This is a genomic window from Butyrivibrio sp. MB2005 (genome assembly GCF_000424285.1).
GTDB lineage: Bacteria > Bacillota > Clostridia > Lachnospirales > Lachnospiraceae > Butyrivibrio.
Genome location: NZ_AUJP01000022.1, coordinates 47842 through 66977, shown reverse-complemented (window position 1 = coordinate 66977; position 19136 = coordinate 47842). Strand labels below are relative to the sequence as shown.

The window sequence follows — 19136 nt, the reverse complement described above, 5'->3', positions numbered from 1 at the left end:
AAGGCGGTTTTGTGGGGATGCCCCCATTTTTATACTGTAATTATCAAATAACAAAAGTAGATGACTCAAAGTAATGGTGGGGGAGAACTAACTATTTCAAATAATGAAAGGAAGGTAACACCATGAAGAGACTGATATTTTGGATTATAACTGCATTATTTTTGTCAAAGAGTTTAAGTTTAGGAGACTTGAGAATGAAACGGAGATATATTGAGATTAACGGAACTGATAACGAATATGGTGAGTCTAGCATGATTGAGAAAGTATAAAACATTACCGCATTTCGCTTTTTTGAAAGATCAGCAATCATAGGCAGGAAAACATCAAAATATACACTATCCCAGGTCGGATAATGAGAAGAAATATGCTGATTTAAAAGCTATGATTGATTAAGTAAATTTGCATAATTCAGACATTCAGGATAAGGAGGAAAGAGAAAGGTATGGCTAAGAAAATTGTTGTTGTAAATGCAGGACCAAGGGCAGGATTCAATACAGATACACTTTTAAAGGAAGCAGCCAAGGGAGGTGAGGACGCCGGGGCAGAGGTGGTGAGATATGACCTCTTTAAGCTTGAACGCTACACCGGCTGCATTTCGTGCTTTGGATGTAAAAAGGAGCAAAATAAAGGTCACTGTATCTGCAGAGATGGCCTTACACAGGTGCTTGATGATATTAGGGAAGCAGATGGACTTATAATGGGCTCTCCCAATTATTTGTCTAACTTAACAGCATCCTTCAGGGCTCTTTATGAAAGACTTGTTTTCCAAAGCCTTACTTATAATGCTGAAACGCCGTGCTGTAATCAGAATGTTATTCCGGTGCTTCTCATACTGACCAGCAATGCACCTGATACAGCGTACACAGAGCTATTAAATGGATACAAGGATACGCTTGATAAGTTCGTTGGGCCAACAAATGTGCTCGTAAGCGGCGATACTTTGCAGCTAAAAGACTATAGTAAAACTGACTGGGAATGGTCATTTTTTGATCCTGAACATAAGAAAGAACGCCATGAAACAGTATTCCCACAGGAATGCAAAAAAGCTTATGAGATGGGAAAAGCACTTTTGGCGTGAGCAGATAAGAGAATTCGGATGACAGATCAGGATGTACAGCAACCTTTGATGAGTTTAATAAATTCTTTATTTACCAGATAATGTTTGAAGGGATGAGCTTATACAGAATAAGCCCATCCCTCATCACTGTGCCCCTGCTCAATAAACTCTTTTTCCATTAAGATATGTCTGTTCTACGTAGCGTTTTCGAATTTCATTTATCGGTGTATTAAAAAGATTATCATCAAAAACAACGAAGTCAGCTTTTTTTCCTTCTTCCAGAGTTCCCACTTCATTCTCAATCCCCAGATTATAGGCCCCTCCATAGGTCCAAGCTTTTAGAAGTTCGCTACATTTTAGCATATTCTGAGAATTAAAGGCGTCTCCACCTTCCGGGAAAAATCCACCTACTGCATGAAAAATTGATTCCGGGATATTATCGATAAGAAGTGGCAGATCAGTACCACAGCTTATAGTTACACCGCTATCTGCCATTTTTCTGCGATTCCAATATCGTTTTCCTCTTTCGGAACCTATTTTTTCATCAATCATAGCTAATTTATCTTTTCTGTTGGCGATAGATTGAATCTGAGGATAAATCTCTGCAATTACGCCAAGCTTTCCCATTCTCTCAAGGTCAGATGGATCACTGAATTCAAGGTCAGTTATACTGTGTCGATTTACGAGTTTTCCATCAAGATTGAGCATGCAGCTTTCGTATATATCGAGAACTTTTGATATTGCAGCGTCACCTTGTGCATGAAGCGAAAAACGAAAGCCTTCAGAATCAGCGTTTCTGGCATCGTCAGCGATTTTTTTCCAATCTATTTCCTGAGCACAGTTAGTATCTGCACATAAATAAGGTTCTTTAAGATCAGCACATAAGTCACTTACGGATCCATCGGTCATTTGGTTGAAACCGGAAAAGCAAATGAACTCACCCTTAAAGCGATCACGCATGGTTTTTCCATATTCCAGAGACATCGGCTTGGAAACAGGCTGACTCATAAAATGGACTCTTAAAGTAAGCTCTTTTTTGTTATTCAACTCCTCAAGAATATCAGTAAAACCAAAGAAATCATCAAAACCCATTTCTTTTACATTTGTTACACCCATACGGTTTAGCATATGCATATATCGTTTGAACAATGGCACTATGAAGTTCTTGTCCGACATTATTATTGGTAACAGAAGGACATAGCTTTCAGGATAACAGGTTTCCGGACTAAATTTGTACATTACTCTTGCTGCTTTATTCATAAGGCATGTTTCGCAGCCTTGAGCAAAAAGAATAACAGGCCTGTGACCGAAGACCTTTTCCAGACGCTTAGTATTCACTTCAGATATTAGTTTTTTTGATAAGCCATGACCAAGAACAGCTTTATCAAGAGGCAGTGAATCAGCGTAATCTACAACTATGGAGAACAGCTCATCTATGGTAGTCGCAGGTGAAAGGTCTACACCCGCATAGCGGACAGCATACCCGGTAAAAAAACAATGTACATCAGTAAATGCCGGAGTGATAGTTTTATCACCAAAATCAAGGTAATTCTCTGTATTCCGTCTATCTTCTTCAGATAATGTTCCCTTTCCCACTAAAATGATCCTTCCATCCTTAACTGCGATATATCCCTCGAAAGGTTTGGCATCATAACCATTAAAGATGGATCTGGATGCCATGACGAAGTCAGCTTTCATATTTACAATATTTTCCTCCCTATATTTTTCATGGATAAATGCCGGAAGAATCGGCGATTTATGGATAAAAGAGAACATGTCGGAAATCTCTTTATCCGGATTAGTTCTTTGGGATAAGAATAGAAGCGTTGGGAGAAAGTCTGCACAAACCTTCATCCCACAACTGTAAAGTACCATGATAGATTTTCTTTGCCTATTGGGAGTTTCTCCAAATTCCGAGAAGTGGATTCAGCTACAAAAATGGATGTGGTCTGTTCATAACTGTTATATTTCAAGCAATTTCGTCATTGTATAAAACATGGTGGATTAATACTCTTTTATAATTTGTGAAACATGACGAAAGTGGTCTGATTATCAGTTTTTTGGTCGAACAGTTTTGAGGTTGTGAATAAAAACCGTTTTTCATTTTCGTGCCAATCATGAATGGAATTAAATATAGAGATTTCGTACAATCAAATCAGTTCAGAAAGTGATCTTTTGCAGTGGCGAGGTCGGAAGCGCTTCTGCATAGGATGGGATAGAATAGAAGCCTTTCATAATTATGTTACGGAGGTGGAAAAGGATATGCACAGTCCTTTTCGGTTAGGTATGAAAGGAGATATTCATGTCTGAAAACAACAAACAGGAACTTGGACGTAAATTGGGACTAGGTGCCGTTATTGCACTTGGAGTTGGCACGACGGTCGGTTCCGGAATTTTTTCATCACTATCAGAAGTAGCTAATGCTGCAGGAAGCAGTCTGTTTCTGATATTGGCATTCTTTATAGGAGGCCTTTTGCAAATTCCTGCCAACTTTGTTTATTCTGAGCTTGCTTCAGCATATCCGGAGGATGGGGGACAATATGTTTATTTCAGGGAAGCCGGATCAAGACCATTGGCATTCCTTTGCGGATGGATCAGCTTCTGGGCAACAGATCCGCCGTCAATTTCCATCATGGCGTTGGCAATAGTTAATTATCTTGCATTCTTTATTCCGGTTCACGGACTGATACTTAAATTTATTGCCGTTGGTTTTGTATTACTGTTTATGAGCATTCATCTTCGTTCAGTTAAAGCAGGTGGAGCATTCCAGACAGTCATTACAGCACTCAAAATAATACCTTTTGCGCTGGTTATCGGTATTGGTCTTTTCCATCTTCAGAGCGGACTTTTAATGTCATCAACACCGCTTGAAGGATTTGCAAAGGGCGGATTTACAGCACTTATTGCGGGCATTGCAGCAACAACATGGTCTTATGATGGAATGGGAGCTGCCTGCTACATGTCAGGTGAGATCAATGATGCTAAGAGAAATATGCCTATAGGCCTTATTCTTACAGCTGTTATTGTATTGGCACTTTATTCAGGACTTACCTTTGTGGCATCCGGAATGCTTGGGATTGACGAACTGGCTTCTTCTGAAGCACCTATTGCACTCCTTGCTTCCAAAATCCCCGGTATCGGACAGTATGCTGGAACACTGGTTGCTATCATGGCAATTATTGTAGTAATCGGATCTCTTTCTTCATGCATAATGTATCAGCCTCGTATTGAGTATGCTATGGCAAAGGATAACCTGTTCTTTAAGTCATTTGCAAAGGTACATCCCAAGTACGAGACCCCATATTTTTCAATCATCGTACAGTGCGCAGTTGCTATAGTTCTTATCTTTGCTACAAATCTGTCAGGACTTCTTGGTTACTTTACAATGGTAGCACTTTTGAAAAATATCCTGACATTCTTCACTATTTTTGTACTTAGAAGAAAAGGCAAAGCGCATGGCTATAACCCATCATATAAATGTCCCGGTGGTCCAATAATGCCTATCATAGCAATTGTAATGACTGGGACCCTGATCTACGGCGAACTTACATATGCACCTCTTCAAAGCATTCTTTGTGCAGTGATTGCAGTTGCAACGGGTCTGCCGGCATTCTATTATTGGGATAGCAGAAATAAGAAGACAGAAAAGGCTGATAAACAGCTTGCCGGCTAAAAATTATTGAGGATTTGAAAATGGAACGGATAAAAAAGATACCCCCACATGACAGGGCAGTAGAACAGATCATATGGTATATCGAAGAAAACAATCTAAAGCCCCACGCTAAGCTTCCCGGAGAGAGAGAACTTTGCGAGATGTGGAATCTGAATCGTTCCACGCTGCATCAGGCTATACAGCAGCTGATTGAAGAAAAGATTTTATACAGCGAAAAAGGATCAGGAACTTTTGTGGCGGAGCCTGTTTTAGAGAGAAATCTGAATGATGGTACATCAACATCGGAATCAATGAGAAAGATGGGATATTTTCTTTGGACAGAGGTGCTCCTTTCAAGAGTAGAAGAATGCAGTGAATATGTATCACATAAATTAGGTATTCCCGAAGGCAGTAAAGTATTCCATTTAGAGAGGTTAAGACTGCGCAATAACACTCCGCTTATGATAGAGACCAGCTACATGGAATACAGTCGCTGCCAAGGGATAGAAGAACATGATTTTTCCGAAGAATCCCTGTATCACCTGTTGGAAGAGTATGGGAACAAACTTGGAGCCGGAGAGGAATGGATAAGTATCACGACGGCAACAGATGAAGAGGCCAAAAAGCTTCATGTAAATCCGGGGCAACAAATGTATTATCTTACAGGTTTTATCAACGACATCAACGATAAACCGGTAGAGTATTTTAAGATTGTTGCAAAACCGGATCAGGTAAGATTTTCCACGGGACTGACCAGAGAGGCTTCGGAGTAGCAGGAGATAATAGTAATGAAACTGGCGGCAGTAGGTAGTAATTGTATTGATTATTATGAAAAACTTGAAGGTGGAAAAGCATTTCCTGGCGGAGGCCCTGTAAATATGGCTGTTTACACCGTCAGAATGGGTGGAGAAGCGGCATATATAGGGCCTGTCGGAAATGATGAGTTTGGCCAAATAATGAAAGAAGCAATAGCATCAAAAGGAGTAGATATTTCCCATCTTAGTGTCAGAACAGGAAAAACTGCAGTTACGCAGGTGGACCTGATAAACGGGGAACGTATTCTTGGAGATTATGACGAAGGAGTTCTTGCGGATTATCGTCTGACAGAGGAAGATATAGATTTTATCAAAGGATATGACGTAGTTGTCTGCGATCTGTGGGGAAAGGTTGGAGGACAGTTTAGGGAATTAAAGGAATGCGGTATTATGACAGCTTTTGACTGTGCTACAGAACCAGATGTACTTGAGAGTCAGACAGCCATTCCATACACGGATTACGTATTCTTTTCAGTTGATGATGGTGATACATCCGAAAACAGAGAGCTTATGAAAAGTATTTGCGCTAAAGGCCCCAGGCTTGTTATATGTATGATGGGTGAAAAGGGTAGCCTTTGCTATGACGGAAATGATTTTCACAGCTTTGGAATAGTCCCTTGTGATAATTTTGTGGACAGCATGGGGGCAGGAGATAGCTATATAGCAGGCTTCTTAAAAGGTATAACCGAAGGAAACACTATAGAACAAGCAATGGAAATGGGAGCTCAGAATGCTACAGAGACTCTGAAGTATTTTGGCGCATGGTAATAAGTCATTAGGGAGCATTGAAATGGACGAACGATACAAAAAGCAAATTGAACGCAATTTGGATGAACTTGAAGGCTTCACTCAGACAATGCGTGACATAAATATGGAACCCTGCATCAGGATTCTTTCGAAGGATATGCGTATTGCAGGAAATAGATATGCAAAGCTTTTTGGAATAAATCCAGAGGATAAGATCATTGCAATCAAGCGTGTATGCTATGCAAATAGTGAACCGGTATCTTTGGAACAGACATATATTCCATATTATCTGGTACCTAAAATTGAAGGAATTGATCTGAATATCTTTTCTATATATGAGGTGTATAAGATGTTCGGGATTCAAATTGCCAATGCAAGTCAGACACTGGATCTTGCTAAGCCTTCAGCTGCAGATGCACGCACACTTGGAATTGATACTGATACTTTGACAATGCTTTTTCAATGCGTGACGTATGACGTAGATGGCAGAGTGGTGGAGTTTAATAAAAATTATACCCGTGGTGACAAATGCAGTTTTAAAGTTCACTTCAAACGTTAAAAAGAAAGCAGGTTAAAATAATGAAATATGAGGCTAAGGCCTGGAAAGAGAAGGAAGGTGCATCTCTGCGTTCCTTCAATGAGAAGGCTCAGATTGACAGTGTTAATGGTGCTCTGGCGCTAAGACCACAGATAGAGAAAATCATAGATAAAATTTGGGAAGATGGATTCGACGGCATATATTTTATGGGAATAGGAGGAACATATGCTTCCAGTTTACAGGTTGAAGTATATATGCGTGGTAAATCCAAATTACCAATATATGTTGAGAACGCGGCAGAGTTCTTGACAACAGGAAATAGAAGATTTACAGATAAATCAGTTGTTATTTATTCTTCTGTGTCTGGAACAACTAAGGAGATGATACAGCTTGTTGACAAGGTTCATGAAATAGGAGCAAGGGTTTTTGCATTTATCGACACTCCAGGATCAGTGCTTACGCAACCCGATAAGCAGGACTTCCTGATAACATATAAGGCTAACGAGCAGCTCAAGTTTTTCATGACAGCTAATTATCTTATGTACCTGAATGGGGAATTTGAGGATTATGAAGAGTATAATAAGGAGATGGAAACGTATCTGGCGGATGCTCTTGCTCAGGTAGAAAAAGATTCTGATGAATGGGCTTATGAATATGCTAAGAAAAAGGTGGAATTTCTTAGAGAACATCCGGATCTTCCACATTATTTTATAGGTTCAGGTAACCAATATGGAGCAACTTATTCATATGCAATGTGTTACTGGGAAGAGCAGATGTGGATCAGGACAAAGTCCATTAGTTGTCAGGAATTTTTCCATGGTATGCAGGAGATAGTGGTTTCTGACACACCTATTACTCTTTTCATAGGAGAAGATGAACAGAGACCATTGGCAGAGCGTGTTGCAAGGTTTTTGCCTAAAGTAAACGCAAACTATACGATCATTGATACCAGGGAACAGGAGTTAAAGGGAATCAGTCCCAAGTTTAGAGGAAGCATTTCTCATCTTGTTATGCATGGTGTGAATAACCGTGTGGATGCATATATGGAGCTATTTCTTCGACATCCCTTATCTATTCGCAGATACTATAACGAGATGGATTACTGATGTATGTGATAAATCAAATGATACAGCATATTAATAATACTCCAGAAATCTTGTGCGTATATCTACAGATATACGCACTCTTTTTATTTAATAGTTAGTCTATAACTACTAAGGCGAAAATACCCATCACAATATCTAGTGGTTGCAAAACAGAACATATATTCGTATAATTACAAATAGAACAGCTGTTCGCTATGCGTGGTTTTTTCATTGATTCAGGGGCAAGCCGGTGTGCACAGGATGCGCCTTAGTTTCAGAATGGCAGGAGGTATGGACAGATATGATATTTGCGGTAGATTTCGATGGGACCATCTCTCTGGGCGACTGGCCTTCGGTTGGTCCTGCCAATATAGAATTGATAGATTTTTTGATAGAAAAGCAGAAACAGGGGGATAAACTGATTCTCTGGACATGCAGAGCAGGAGAACCTCTTGAAAAAGCCATAGAGTTTTGCCGGGATAACGGACTATATTTTGATGCTGTAAATGATAACCTTCCTGAGACAATAGAGAAGTACGGATCCAACTCAAGGAAAATCACCTGTGATGTCTATATTGATGACAGAGCATGCAATGCCGACGAATATGAAAAGAGTACAACGCTTGATTTAGACAGAATAGAAATGGAGCTTTTACGCTACGCTGATATGGTGGCGATGGCAGGATGATGATAGAAAAAGTAGATGATGGGCTATAAGGTTGCATTGTGGGAAATGTTCTACGAGCTGTTAGTTAGATAATATTGCAAGAATGCATCCATGGATATACAATGTATATACGCAAAGGAGGTATATATTATGCAAGCTCAGGTAAAAACATGGGGAAATAGTCAAGGCATAAGAATTCCAAAGGAAGTGCTTCAAGAAGCGGATGTGGCTGTTGATGATGTGCTGGATGTCAAAGTTTCAAATGGAGTTATCATGCTTGTTAAGCCATTCAGACATAAAACTTTGGAGGAGCGTGCTGCCGAATATGGCGGAAAGCTTGATCTTGACGGAGAATTTGACTGGGGTGAGCCTGTAGGAAGAGAGATTTGGTAATGAAAGAAGAAATAAATCAGGGGGATATACTTAAGATTGAAAAAATAAAGATGCCGGTTTTGGTAGTAAGTAAGGATTTTTTCAATCAAACTGGTGAAATTATTGGTTGTCCGATTTACAAGAATGGAGAGCCAGGTGCTTTACATATTAGAATTAATTCTGATGAAGTTACTGGGTATGTTCAATGTGAGAAAATGGCACTACTCGATATGAATTTAAGAGGATATTCTAAATTAGACAGAATACACATGCCAGAAATTATTGACATTACGGATGCTATACAAAGCATTTTTGATTATGTCTGAGGTGGAGAGATGAACGTATCAAACAAGGATGATCTAGGAACTTTTAATGGGTTCCTATTTTTGCTTTTTGTTATTGCTACGCATAATACTGACAAGTAAATTTAACCTAATATTCTGGTATAATTAGTAAATATTATATCGGTATAGTGTGCATATGAATACGTGTTCATTTGACAGAACCAGGCTAAAATATTTACTTGTCGGAGTGCTGATTGCTTTGGCGTTCTTTGTTGTACCAATTATGATAAAGGGGTATTAAGAAGTCGTACTTGTCAGCGCGCTGATCGTTTTGGCATTTTTCTTATGAAGCGGTAGTTCCTCCGTAAGCGAATTCGACAGGAAGACATATGAGAGGAGATGTATAAGGGCTGTCTTCACTAAGGACAAGACTTACGCAGGTTTTGGCTATGGTTTCGACAGGCTGAACTATAGTAGAGCAAATGTATTCAAGGGTACCAAAATGCCTTATGCCATCGAAACCAATTACCTGAACATCTTCCGGAACTTTCAGATCCATTGCCCGCAAGTAGCTGATGACTTTATAGGCAATGGTATCTGTTACGCAAAAAATACCATCAAAATCAAGTTTTCCCTTATGATAGTGATCATGCAGAAATGCATCAAATTCTGAGAATGAACTATTGTCATTCAAAATGCACATGGTGTAGCTGATATTAAGCTCTTCACATGCGTTTACAAATCCATCTTTACGTTTGTTGGGCTCGCTGGAAAGCCTGGAACCGGTTCGCATAAATGCGAGATTTCTGCAACCATTATTATATAGCTGTTGCACAGCAATGCGGCCTCCACTGTAGTTATCGGAGCAGACACAAGGGTAAGAGCCAAAATGTCTGTCAATTGAAACAAAAGACATTCCTTCTGATATTTTTAGACCAGGATTATAAGACAGGCAAATGATTCCATCTACCTTCTTCTGTTCTGCCAAAATAATATATTTTTGTTCAATTTCAGGATCGAAGTCTGTGCTGTAAATAAGCATCTGATATCCGCAGGCAGCAAGTGAAGTATTCAAATAATATGCAAGCTTTCCAAAGAAAGGGTCAAGGAGATTAGGAACAAGAACAGCTATAGTATAAGTCTTGTTGTTCTTAAGTCCTCTGGCATATGTATTAATTCTGTAATCCAGCTTTTTGATAGCTGCTTCAACTTTCGACTTGTAGGGTTCTCCTACAGGAAGTCCATTTACTACTTTAGAAACAGTTCCAAGTGCTACACCGGCTTCTCGTGCTACATCTTTCATTGTGGGATTTGACATAGTAAGACCTCTTTTCCATAGTCATTTCATTACTTCATTTCTATTATATGCAATAAAAATGCTAAAGGCAAGATGTTTCATGAAATAATGCAGATATATTCATGAAATAATTATCATATATTCTACAAAAAAGTCATATAATATTTCGTTTGAATTCACCAAATATTGCTTTTTACAGCAGAAATTGCTCAAACTCTCTTGACGGAAACATCTGAGAAATATATTATAATGACATTCCGTGAAACGTTACATGAAAGGACGGCGAGATTTTGAGTACCAAAGCATCTAATAATATGACCATGATTCACAAAAAGACCCTATTACAACGAATGGCTTCATGTTGGCAATTGTATTTGCTCCTGATACCGGGGATTCTTCTCACAGTAATCTATAAATACATTCCAATGTATGGCGTACAGATAGCCTTCAGAGATTACAATGCATCCTTGGGGTTTTGGAACAGCCCTTTTGTAGGATTCAAGTGGTTTCAAAAATTTTTCACTAACTATAAATGTATGGCACTTATAAAGAATACGGTTCTGATAAGTCTTTACAGCATATTATGGACATTTCCGATTCCAATAATATTATCACTTATGATGAACCAGCTTAGATTTGAAAAGTTCAAGAAAGTGTCTCAGACAATTCTCTATGCACCACACTTCGTTTCAGTAATGATCGTATGTGGTATGCTTAGGATTTTCCTTTCTCCATATGGTGGACTTATATCAATGATTGCTTCTGCGCTTGGGGCAGATTTATCGGTAGGAATTCTAGACAGACCTGAATATTTCAGGACAATCTACATAGCTTCATCAATATGGCAGGATGCCGGTTGGGGAATGATAATCTACATGGCAACTCTTTCAGGAGTAGATCCGGCTCTCCATGAGGCAGCTAAAGTGGATGGTGCCAATACATGGCAGCGAATCATCCATATAGATTTTCCGGCGCTAGTTCCTATGATAATGATTCAGCTGATAATGTCTTTTGGAAATCTGATGAATGTAGGTTTTGAAAAGGCTTTTCTTCTTCAGACTGATCTTAACTCGGCTTCATCTGAGATTATAGCTACTTATGTATATGAGCAGGGTATGCTCAAGAGTATGTACAGCTTTTCAACAGCGGTGGGACTGTTTAATACGATAGTAAATATAGTTTTACTGATTATCGTAAACCGCATTTCCAAAAAGGCTGCAGGAATCAGCTTTATCTAATGGGAAGGAGTATTGCAGCAAATGATTAAGAAAACAAAGATGAGAGGCAGTGACAAAGTAATAGAGATTATAATGCTCGCTGTGATTTTACTGATAGTAATAACGGTGCTGTATCCACTTTACTATGTTGTGGTCGCATCTGTATCAGATCCATACGACGTATATGCCGGAAAAACATTCTTTCTTCCTTCGCAGTTTACCCTTGAGGGATATGAAAAGGTTTTTAGAGAAAGTGCCATATTTAAAGGTTACATTAACAGCATTCTGTACACACTAATTGGAACTATAGTCACCACGGCTCTGGTTTTTATAACAGCATTTCCTTTATCAAGAAGGGAACTGCCGGGAAGAAATCTGGTAATGATATTTTATCTGATAACTATGTATTTCACAGGTGGTCTCATTCCAACTTATATAGTTGTTTCCAAAACAGGTCTCCTTAATTCCATGTGGGCTTTGATTCTGCCCGGTGGAGTATCCGTATTCAATGTGATAGTGACAAGAACTTACTTTGAGAGCAGTATTCCGGGTGACGTTCTGGAAGCTGCGAAAATAGACGGCTGCGGATATTTAAAGACATTTATAGATATAGTTCTTCCGCTATCCAAGCCTGTTATGGCAGTAATGGTTGTATTTGCAATGGTGGCATTTTGGAATGACTGGTTTACAGCGCTGATCTATATGAACGATAAAGGGAAATATCCACTGCAGCTTGCACTTAGACAGATATTGGTACAAAGTGAGGCCCTTGCCAGTGCACTTAGCGGAATGGACGGTGGATATGCAGAGGCTAACAGAATCACAGAGCTGATCAAGTTTTCATCTATTGTTGTAGGTGCGGCACCGATGCTTATTATTTACCCATTTGTTCAGAAGTATTTTGAAAAAGGTTTCATGATTGGGGCAGTTAAAGGCTGATAGCCTTACTAATATGTATTTTATAAAGGAGAGGAAAAATGAAAAGTAAAATGATCAAGAAAATTTTAGGATGCACATTGGTTACTTCAATGGTATTCTCACTTGCTGCATGCGGAGGAAACAGCTCATCAGCAGGATCTGCAGTTAGTACAGAAAATGAAAGCGATAGCGAAGCAGCAACCTCTGACAACAGTGTAAAGGATTTCAATATCTTTGCGGGAATCAGTGCATTATCTGCAGATAATGCAGAAAAACCTGTGGTGCAGAAGATGAATGAGAACATGGGTGTAACTGTAAACTGGAACTGCGTTTCAGGTGATACACTTACAGAGAAGAAGAATCTGATTCTGAATGCCGGTGGAGATGAGCTTCCCGATGCTCTCATGGGCGCCGATCTTACTGATTATGAGATCATAACAAATGGCACAAATGGTATATTTATTCCCTTGGAAAACTACATAAATGAAGAAACAACTCCTAATCTTATGAAGCTTATTGAGGAAAGACCGGAGCTTCTTGCTACATGTACAATGCCTGATGGTCACATCTATTCACTTCCTAACATCAGTGAGATGGGATTCGACTACAAGGATGGAAAGCAATATTTCATAGGTGCCATCCCGCAGTTTATGGCTATTAACAAGACCTGGCTTGATAATCTTGGACTCCAGATGCCCACAACAATTGATGAGCTTCACGATGTTCTTACAGCCTTTAAGGAAAATGATTGTAACGGAAATGGTGATACCACAGATGAGATTCCTCTTTCTTTTGAATGGGGACACTGGTGCGCAAACATGACTTCACTGTTCTCAGCATTTGGCTTTACAGACTATAATGCTGATCACCGCGCAATCCAGGATGGAAAAGTATATTTCCAGGCAGCAACTGACAATTATAAAGATGCTATGGAGTATTTCCACAACTGGTATACAGAGGGACTTATTGACTCCGAAGTATTTTCTCAGACAGACAGCCAGTACATTGCCAAGGGTGCAGACGACAGACTCGGAGTATTTGCATGGTGGGAGATTCCGGAAGTAGCGGGAGACCATGCTGATGAGTATGAATATCTTACTTTCCTGTCCGGCGCAGATGGCAAAATCGGTGTAAATCTCAACGAGCAGGGTACTACAGGACATGGCCTATATGCAATTACCAGTGCCTGCAAAAATCCTGAACTGCTCATGAAATGGGTTGATCAGGTATATGATCCGATTACAAGTATGCAGATAATTTATGGACCTATTGGTGAATACTTTGAAGATGAGCCTGATGCAGAAGGTTTCTATGTTGAAAAACCCGAGGCAGGTGGAGATTTAAAAGCAAGACTTGAGTTTAAAGCTCCCAGCCGTCAGCTCAATTCAGATTTCCAGACCTACTACCATATGGAAGACAGGGCTCAGCAGAGACTTGATGATCTTGCAAATGTATGGTTTGAAAAAGTAACCAATTTTGAATCTTATCCCAGCGTTGTATACACACTTGAAGAAACAGAAACAATTAATGAGTTCATAAGTGATATTGATGAATATGTTAAGGAAACAAGTGCCGGATGGATTACCGGTGGCGGAGCAGATGAAGAGTTTGATGCCTATGTTAAGCAGCTTGAGGACATGGGAATGAATGATGTAGTTGCAGCATGGCAGTCAGCTTATGACAGATACGAAGAAGCAGCAAAATAATATGCAGACATTTGATGGATATACCAACTATACAGTTGGAACTTTGGAAAAAATGTCACCAAACTTTACCATCACTTTGGTTGTTACCCCTTTTACATATGAGACAGTTCTTAGTGGCCTCTTTTCCTGCTTTAACAGAGTGGGGAAGGAGGGGCTGCTCATAGCTATTGGGAAGAGAGGCAAAGTAAAGGTAATCTTTGGAACCGGGAAAAATGTTTACAGCATAGAGAATGTTAATGCAAAAATACTGTATCAAAAAGTAAATGTAATAACATTTTCCTATTGGTCGGATGCCGGATGGTGTGATCTATGCATAAACGGAGTACTTGCAGGAAGATTACAGTTCCCAAGGCATACAGAGATTATTTTCCCGAAAACTGAATATATTTTTGGAAAATACGTAGACGGAGAACTTTTTGTTAAAGATACAAAAAGAGGATACTTTCACGGAAGCATTCACAGCTTTCTTTTTTTCAATGACTATATACCATATCAAAAGGTTATGGAAAGTCATCAAAAAATTCTGATCCCCGAGAAAAAAATATGTTTATACAATGAAGACGCGGTTGCAAAGGATATCTACAGGCCTGCATTTCATCTTATGCCTCCGGGGAAATGGATGAATGAGCCTCACGCTCCGTTTTTTTATAAAGGGCTATACCATATTTTTTATCAGTCCAATCCTCATGCCCCTGTCTGGGATAATCTCTGCTGGGGACATCTTGTGAGCAGGGATATGGTCATGTGGGAATATGCGGGAATAGCCTTAAATCCTGACGATGAAAATGATAATGACATAGATCCCGATGGCTGCTGGTCAGGGAGTGCATGCATTGATTATTCTGGGAATCCTGTGATCTTTTATACAGCAGGTAATAATTGCAAACTTCCAAATCAAAGTGTAGCAAAAGCGGTTCCTTCTGATACTTCTGATATTAAGTTTGAAAAATGGAACAAATTGGGAGTGGCTATAGAGCAAAATCCGGGTAGCGGCTTTTTGGGAGAATTCCGTGATCCATTCGTATTTAGACGGGGCGATAAGTATTTTGTTCTTGTTGGAACCGGTGATAAAAACAACGGCGGTGGAAATGCTCTTGTGTACGAAACCACAGATTTAAAGTATTTTAAAGAGCTTGGCTTTTTGACTGACTATGATTATGAAAAATTCAGCGAAGTAGGGCATGTATGGGAATTGCCGGTGCTTTTGCCTCTTCGAAACGAAAAGGGTGAGCATGCCTGTGATATTCTCTTACTTTGTGCATGCCAGGTAGAAAATGCTCTCGTTGAAACATATTACTATCTGGGGCATTTTGATGAAAGCACCGGAAGGTTTAGTAAGTTACATGAAGAACCAAGGCTTATAGATCTGGGTCATGGTACGTTTACAGGACCAAGCGGTTTTGTTACTCCTGATGGACGAAGCGTTCTTTTCACCATAGCGCAGGGGAGACGCGGACCTGACGAGTATAAAGCAGGCTGGGCACATAACGGCGGAATGCCGGTTGAGCTTTATCTGCGAAAAGGTGAGCTTTGTGTAATGCCTGTTAAGGAACTTAGCAACTATTTCCCAAAGGAATGTGATAAAGACAGTATTCTTCTGGAAAACAGAGTTTTGGTATCATCGCCCGGCGATACGCTAGAGATTAGACTGACTGATGAAAAAGGCGGATATAAAATCTGCTATGACAGAAATATATGCAGATTTTATGCAGTAGATATCAGTACAAATAAGGAAGTATCCATATTCAGAGGCACTATGGACGAAGTTGACATAAAAGATGATTCCATAGAAATGGATATTATTGTTGATCATTCGATTATAGAAATTTACCTGAATAATAAAAAGAGTATGACCTTAAGAAAATACTCTTATGAAAAAGGATATATCATTTCTGCTTATGGTGATGGGGATATCTGTTTAACAGTTAAAGGCAGATAGGACAGCCTATGACTTCTTGCAGATTTTTTTGCTTTTGTCCGCAAGAAGTCAAAAATAAGAAATATAGAAGAGAGAGTGAACTTGTGAGTGAATATACATTAAAAAGAGCCAGAGAATATGAATGTGAAAACAGCGCAAAGGCTAAAAGCCAGGAAAGACCGGAGTTTCATGTTACAGGACTGGTAGGATGGATAAATGATCCTAATGGATTTTCGGTATACAAAGGAGAATATCACTTATTTTTTCAGTATCATCCATATTCCACTTTTTGGGGGCCGATGCATTGGGGACATGTTAAAACCAGGGATTTTGTAAAGTGGGAGAGGCTTCCTGTAGCACTTGCACCTGACGAAGAATATGACAACAAAGGCTGTTTTTCCGGGAGTTCCATTGAGCTTGACGACGGAAGACAACTTCTGATATACACTGGGGCTTCCGAGGCTTTTCATGATGGTAAAGATGTTGACATTCAGCAGCAGTGTGCAGCAATCGGAGATGGCATTAATTACGAAAAAATAGATAAAAACCCGATTATTCCCATTGAGCTTATTCCGGGTGATGGAAGCAAAATAGATTTCAGAGATCCTAAAATATGGAAAGAGAACGGAAAGTATTATCTTGTAGCAGGAAACAGGGCATCCGATGGAAGTGGGGATATTCTATTATATGAAAGCAGCAATTTCGAAGACTGGAAGTATGATCAGACAATTGACAGCTGCGAAAACAGATACGGAAGAATGTGGGAATGTCCTGACTTTTTCAGATTGGATGGTAAGGAGGTTCTTCTCGTTAGTCCCCAAGACATGGAGGCTGATGGGTATGAATTCCATGCAGGAAACGGCACTGTGGTACTTATCGGACATGCAGGAGAAGAGAAAAGATTTGTACGTGAAAGTGCAGGCGCAATTGATTACGGCCTTGATTTTTATGCGCCTCAAACTCTTCTTACTCCTGACGGAAGAAGGGTAATGATAGCCTGGATGCAGAACTGGGATACCTGTAATCAGAATCATGAAGATCGAAATATATACGGGCAGATGACATTTCCCAGAGAACTAAGTATTGTTGATGGAAGACTATGCCAGTATCCTGTAAGTGAGCTGATAAGCTATCGAAGCAAGGCAAAAACTCATACTATTGATCCGGGATGTTATCACGCTACTTTTGATGATGTCAGCGGGCGTGTTTTCGATATGGAACTGGATATAAAGGCGCCAGGCAGGGATACCAAAAAAGAAATAAAGATAAGCCTTGCAAAATCTGAAAAATACGAGACTACACTTACGGTAGACCTGAGCAATAAAACCATGACCTTTGACAGAGCCTGCTCAGGAGGAAGAAGGGATATCGTAAGTAAAAGAACCTGCAAAATTGATGTTAATGATAATGAGGTAGCTTTAAGAATTATAATGGATCATCACGGTATAGAGGTTTTTGCTAATCACGGAATGCAGGCCATGTCATCCATGATTTATACACCCATTGAATCAAAAAGCATTTTGTTTGAAACTTCCGGAAATATCAGCGCAGAGATTCGGTTTTACGATATTGAGATAATCTGATATTATCTGCTGTCATTTTTTGTTACGCTGTCTGGAATTCAATGGTCGATTTAAATTCAATTTACGCTATTCCCATATGTTATGACAATCAACTTACAAAAAACTGATAGGTCACCTAAGCCCCTCAAGCACATTCCTTGTCTCTTTCATGTCAGTTTTGGCGGATTCTGCGTAGATATTAGTAGTATTAAGACTCTTATGGTTGAGTTTTTTCTGCAATTTGAGTATATCGTGGTCTGTGGCCTCATAGAAGCTCATGGCGAAGCTGGATCTGAGCTTGTGAGGTGTGATTTTGTCAACATTGGAGCTGTCCGGGAGGGCAGCTCTTACGTATTTTTTTACAAGGCGCTCAACGGCGCGAACACCGATTCTTTCGCCGGAGAGGGCAGTGAAAGCGGGGAAGTTCCTGGTTTGCTTCAGATTGAACTTGGCTTTCTGCGTGGTGAAATAATCAAGAAGATACCCTGAGCATTCATTTGAAAAATAGACAGTCTGTGTATCGCCGCCTTTTCTAGTTACAACAACGCTGCCTGATGCAAGGTCAAAGTCGTCCATATCAGTACTTACAAGCTCGGACACACGAAGTCCGGTATCAAGGAAAAGCAAGATCATTGCTGAGTCTCGCTTGGTGTACAGATTATGATAATTTGCCTGTGTGGTGGAAAGTCCCGTACCATTGCGGACAGAATCCAATAATTTGGACTGTTCTTCATTTGTTAAAAAAATAACATCCTTTTTGGGAAGATCAATTCGCTTAGATATAGCCATAGGATTTAGCCTGATTTTGCCGGCTTTCATGAAATAACTGTACATGCTGGCAACACTGGCTCTGCGACGTTTTGCAGTGGTGTTTTCGTAGTTTTCAGCCATATCTGTCAGATAATTATTTATGTAAAGCACGTCCAAATTTGACAGATCATCCAGGGTCAAATCCTCCACAGAGATTTTCTTCTTTTTATATTCAGGGACACAATTCACGATAAAATCCAGAAAACGCTTGATGTCACGACAATATTCGAGCTTTGTGTTATGCGCGTCGACCTTGCCAAAATTGTAGATAAAAACAGAAACGAATTCCGGCATTTCTTCAAGAAGTGATTCAATCTGATCTGAACGGCTTTTTCTTTCCATGAAATCCTCCCAAGGTACGAATTGTGATACAATAAAACGTGTAAATGCGGAATAAATCTAAGGATTTTGCTACATACATATCATGATTCCATAATAACACAAAAAGCGACCTTGATACAAAATGAAGTTATTTATATTAAATGTTTTGC

Annotated in this window: 17 protein-coding genes; 14 read left to right on the top strand and 3 right to left on the bottom strand. The window is 39.6% G+C overall.

The window, feature by feature from the left end; genetic code table 11:
* The first annotated feature begins 442 nt into the window (after positions 1 to 442).
* Positions 443 to 1078 (top strand): flavodoxin family protein, encoded by a 636-nt coding sequence (locus G610_RS0112745; RefSeq protein ID WP_026525109.1) that lies wholly within the window; start codon positions 443 to 445, stop codon positions 1076 to 1078.
* A 138-nt stretch (positions 1079 to 1216) separates the two neighbouring features.
* Here G610_RS0112745 and G610_RS0112740 read toward each other — a convergent pair whose 3' ends face one another.
* Positions 1217 to 2755 (bottom strand): amidohydrolase, encoded by a 1539-nt coding sequence (locus tag G610_RS0112740; protein WP_035797544.1) that lies wholly within the window; start codon positions 2753 to 2755, stop codon positions 1217 to 1219.
* Between the two features lie 604 nt (positions 2756 to 3359).
* Here G610_RS0112740 and G610_RS0112735 point away from each other — a divergent pair.
* The 8 genes from G610_RS0112735 to G610_RS0112700 all read left to right on the top strand — a co-directional run bounded on the left by G610_RS0112735 (position 3360) and on the right by G610_RS0112700 (position 9259).
* Positions 3360 to 4730 carry an amino acid permease gene (locus tag G610_RS0112735; protein ID WP_026525107.1) on the top strand — a complete coding sequence of 457 codons (1371 nt, stop codon included), beginning with the start codon at positions 3360 to 3362 and terminating at the stop codon, positions 4728 to 4730.
* A 20-nt stretch (positions 4731 to 4750) separates the two neighbouring features.
* A complete protein-coding gene (locus G610_RS0112730; protein ID WP_026525106.1) occupies positions 4751 to 5482 on the top strand; it encodes a GntR family transcriptional regulator in 732 nt (243 codons plus the stop codon).
* A gap of 15 nt (positions 5483 to 5497) precedes the next feature.
* Positions 5498 to 6292, top strand: coding sequence for a fructoselysine 6-kinase (gene frlD / locus G610_RS0112725; protein ID WP_026525105.1), 795 nt, complete (start codon positions 5498 to 5500; stop codon positions 6290 to 6292).
* 22 nt (positions 6293 to 6314) lie between these two features.
* Positions 6315 to 6830 carry a GntR family transcriptional regulator gene (locus tag G610_RS20845; protein WP_051197988.1) on the top strand — a complete coding sequence of 172 codons (516 nt, stop codon included), beginning with the start codon at positions 6315 to 6317 and terminating at the stop codon, positions 6828 to 6830.
* A gap of 20 nt (positions 6831 to 6850) precedes the next feature.
* Entirely contained in the window at positions 6851 to 7915 is a 1065-nt protein-coding gene (locus G610_RS0112715; protein ID WP_051197987.1) for an SIS domain-containing protein, read from the top strand.
* Between the two features lie 280 nt (positions 7916 to 8195).
* Positions 8196 to 8582, top strand: coding sequence for a hypothetical protein (locus G610_RS20840; protein WP_242829395.1), 387 nt, complete (start codon positions 8196 to 8198; stop codon positions 8580 to 8582).
* A gap of 129 nt (positions 8583 to 8711) precedes the next feature.
* Positions 8712 to 8954, top strand: a complete 243-nt coding sequence (locus G610_RS0112705) for an AbrB/MazE/SpoVT family DNA-binding domain-containing protein (protein ID WP_026496574.1) — start codon at positions 8712 to 8714, stop codon at positions 8952 to 8954.
* Positions 8954 to 9259, top strand: a complete 306-nt coding sequence (locus G610_RS0112700) for a type II toxin-antitoxin system PemK/MazF family toxin (RefSeq protein ID WP_026525103.1) — start codon at positions 8954 to 8956, stop codon at positions 9257 to 9259. Before G610_RS0112705 ends, G610_RS0112700 begins: the two co-directional genes overlap by 1 nt.
* A 301-nt stretch (positions 9260 to 9560) precedes the next feature.
* Here G610_RS0112700 and G610_RS0112695 read toward each other — a convergent pair whose 3' ends face one another.
* Positions 9561 to 10535, bottom strand: coding sequence for a LacI family DNA-binding transcriptional regulator (locus tag G610_RS0112695; RefSeq protein WP_026525102.1), 975 nt, complete (start codon positions 10533 to 10535; stop codon positions 9561 to 9563).
* Between the two features lie 269 nt (positions 10536 to 10804).
* Here G610_RS0112695 and G610_RS0112690 point away from each other — a divergent pair, with 269 nt between their 5' ends.
* The 5 genes from G610_RS0112690 (at position 10805) to G610_RS0112670 (ending at position 17856) form a co-directional block, all read left to right on the top strand.
* Positions 10805 to 11752, top strand: a complete 948-nt coding sequence (locus tag G610_RS0112690) for an ABC transporter permease (protein ID WP_242829649.1) — start codon at positions 10805 to 10807, stop codon at positions 11750 to 11752.
* A 21-nt stretch (positions 11753 to 11773) separates the two neighbouring features.
* Complete coding sequence (locus G610_RS0112685) at positions 11774 to 12670, top strand: carbohydrate ABC transporter permease (protein ID WP_051197986.1); 897 nt, start codon at positions 11774 to 11776, stop codon at positions 12668 to 12670.
* A gap of 38 nt (positions 12671 to 12708) precedes the next feature.
* Positions 12709 to 14355, top strand: coding sequence for an extracellular solute-binding protein (locus G610_RS20835; RefSeq protein ID WP_051197985.1), 1647 nt, complete (start codon positions 12709 to 12711; stop codon positions 14353 to 14355).
* Positions 14327 to 16294, top strand: coding sequence for a glycoside hydrolase family 32 protein (locus tag G610_RS20830; RefSeq protein WP_051197984.1), 1968 nt, complete (start codon positions 14327 to 14329; stop codon positions 16292 to 16294). Before G610_RS20835 ends, G610_RS20830 begins: the two co-directional genes overlap by 29 nt.
* Before the next feature lie 83 nt (positions 16295 to 16377).
* On the top strand, positions 16378 to 17856 hold the full coding sequence (locus tag G610_RS0112670) for a glycoside hydrolase family 32 protein (protein ID WP_026525099.1): 1479 nt from the start codon (positions 16378 to 16380) through the stop codon (positions 17854 to 17856).
* Positions 17857 to 17967: 111 nt separating this feature from the next.
* Here G610_RS0112670 and G610_RS0112665 read toward each other — a convergent pair whose 3' ends face one another.
* Positions 17968 to 18987, bottom strand: a complete 1020-nt coding sequence (locus G610_RS0112665) for a tyrosine-type recombinase/integrase (RefSeq protein ID WP_026525098.1) — start codon at positions 18985 to 18987, stop codon at positions 17968 to 17970.
* Between the last annotated feature and the right edge of the window lie 149 nt (positions 18988 to 19136).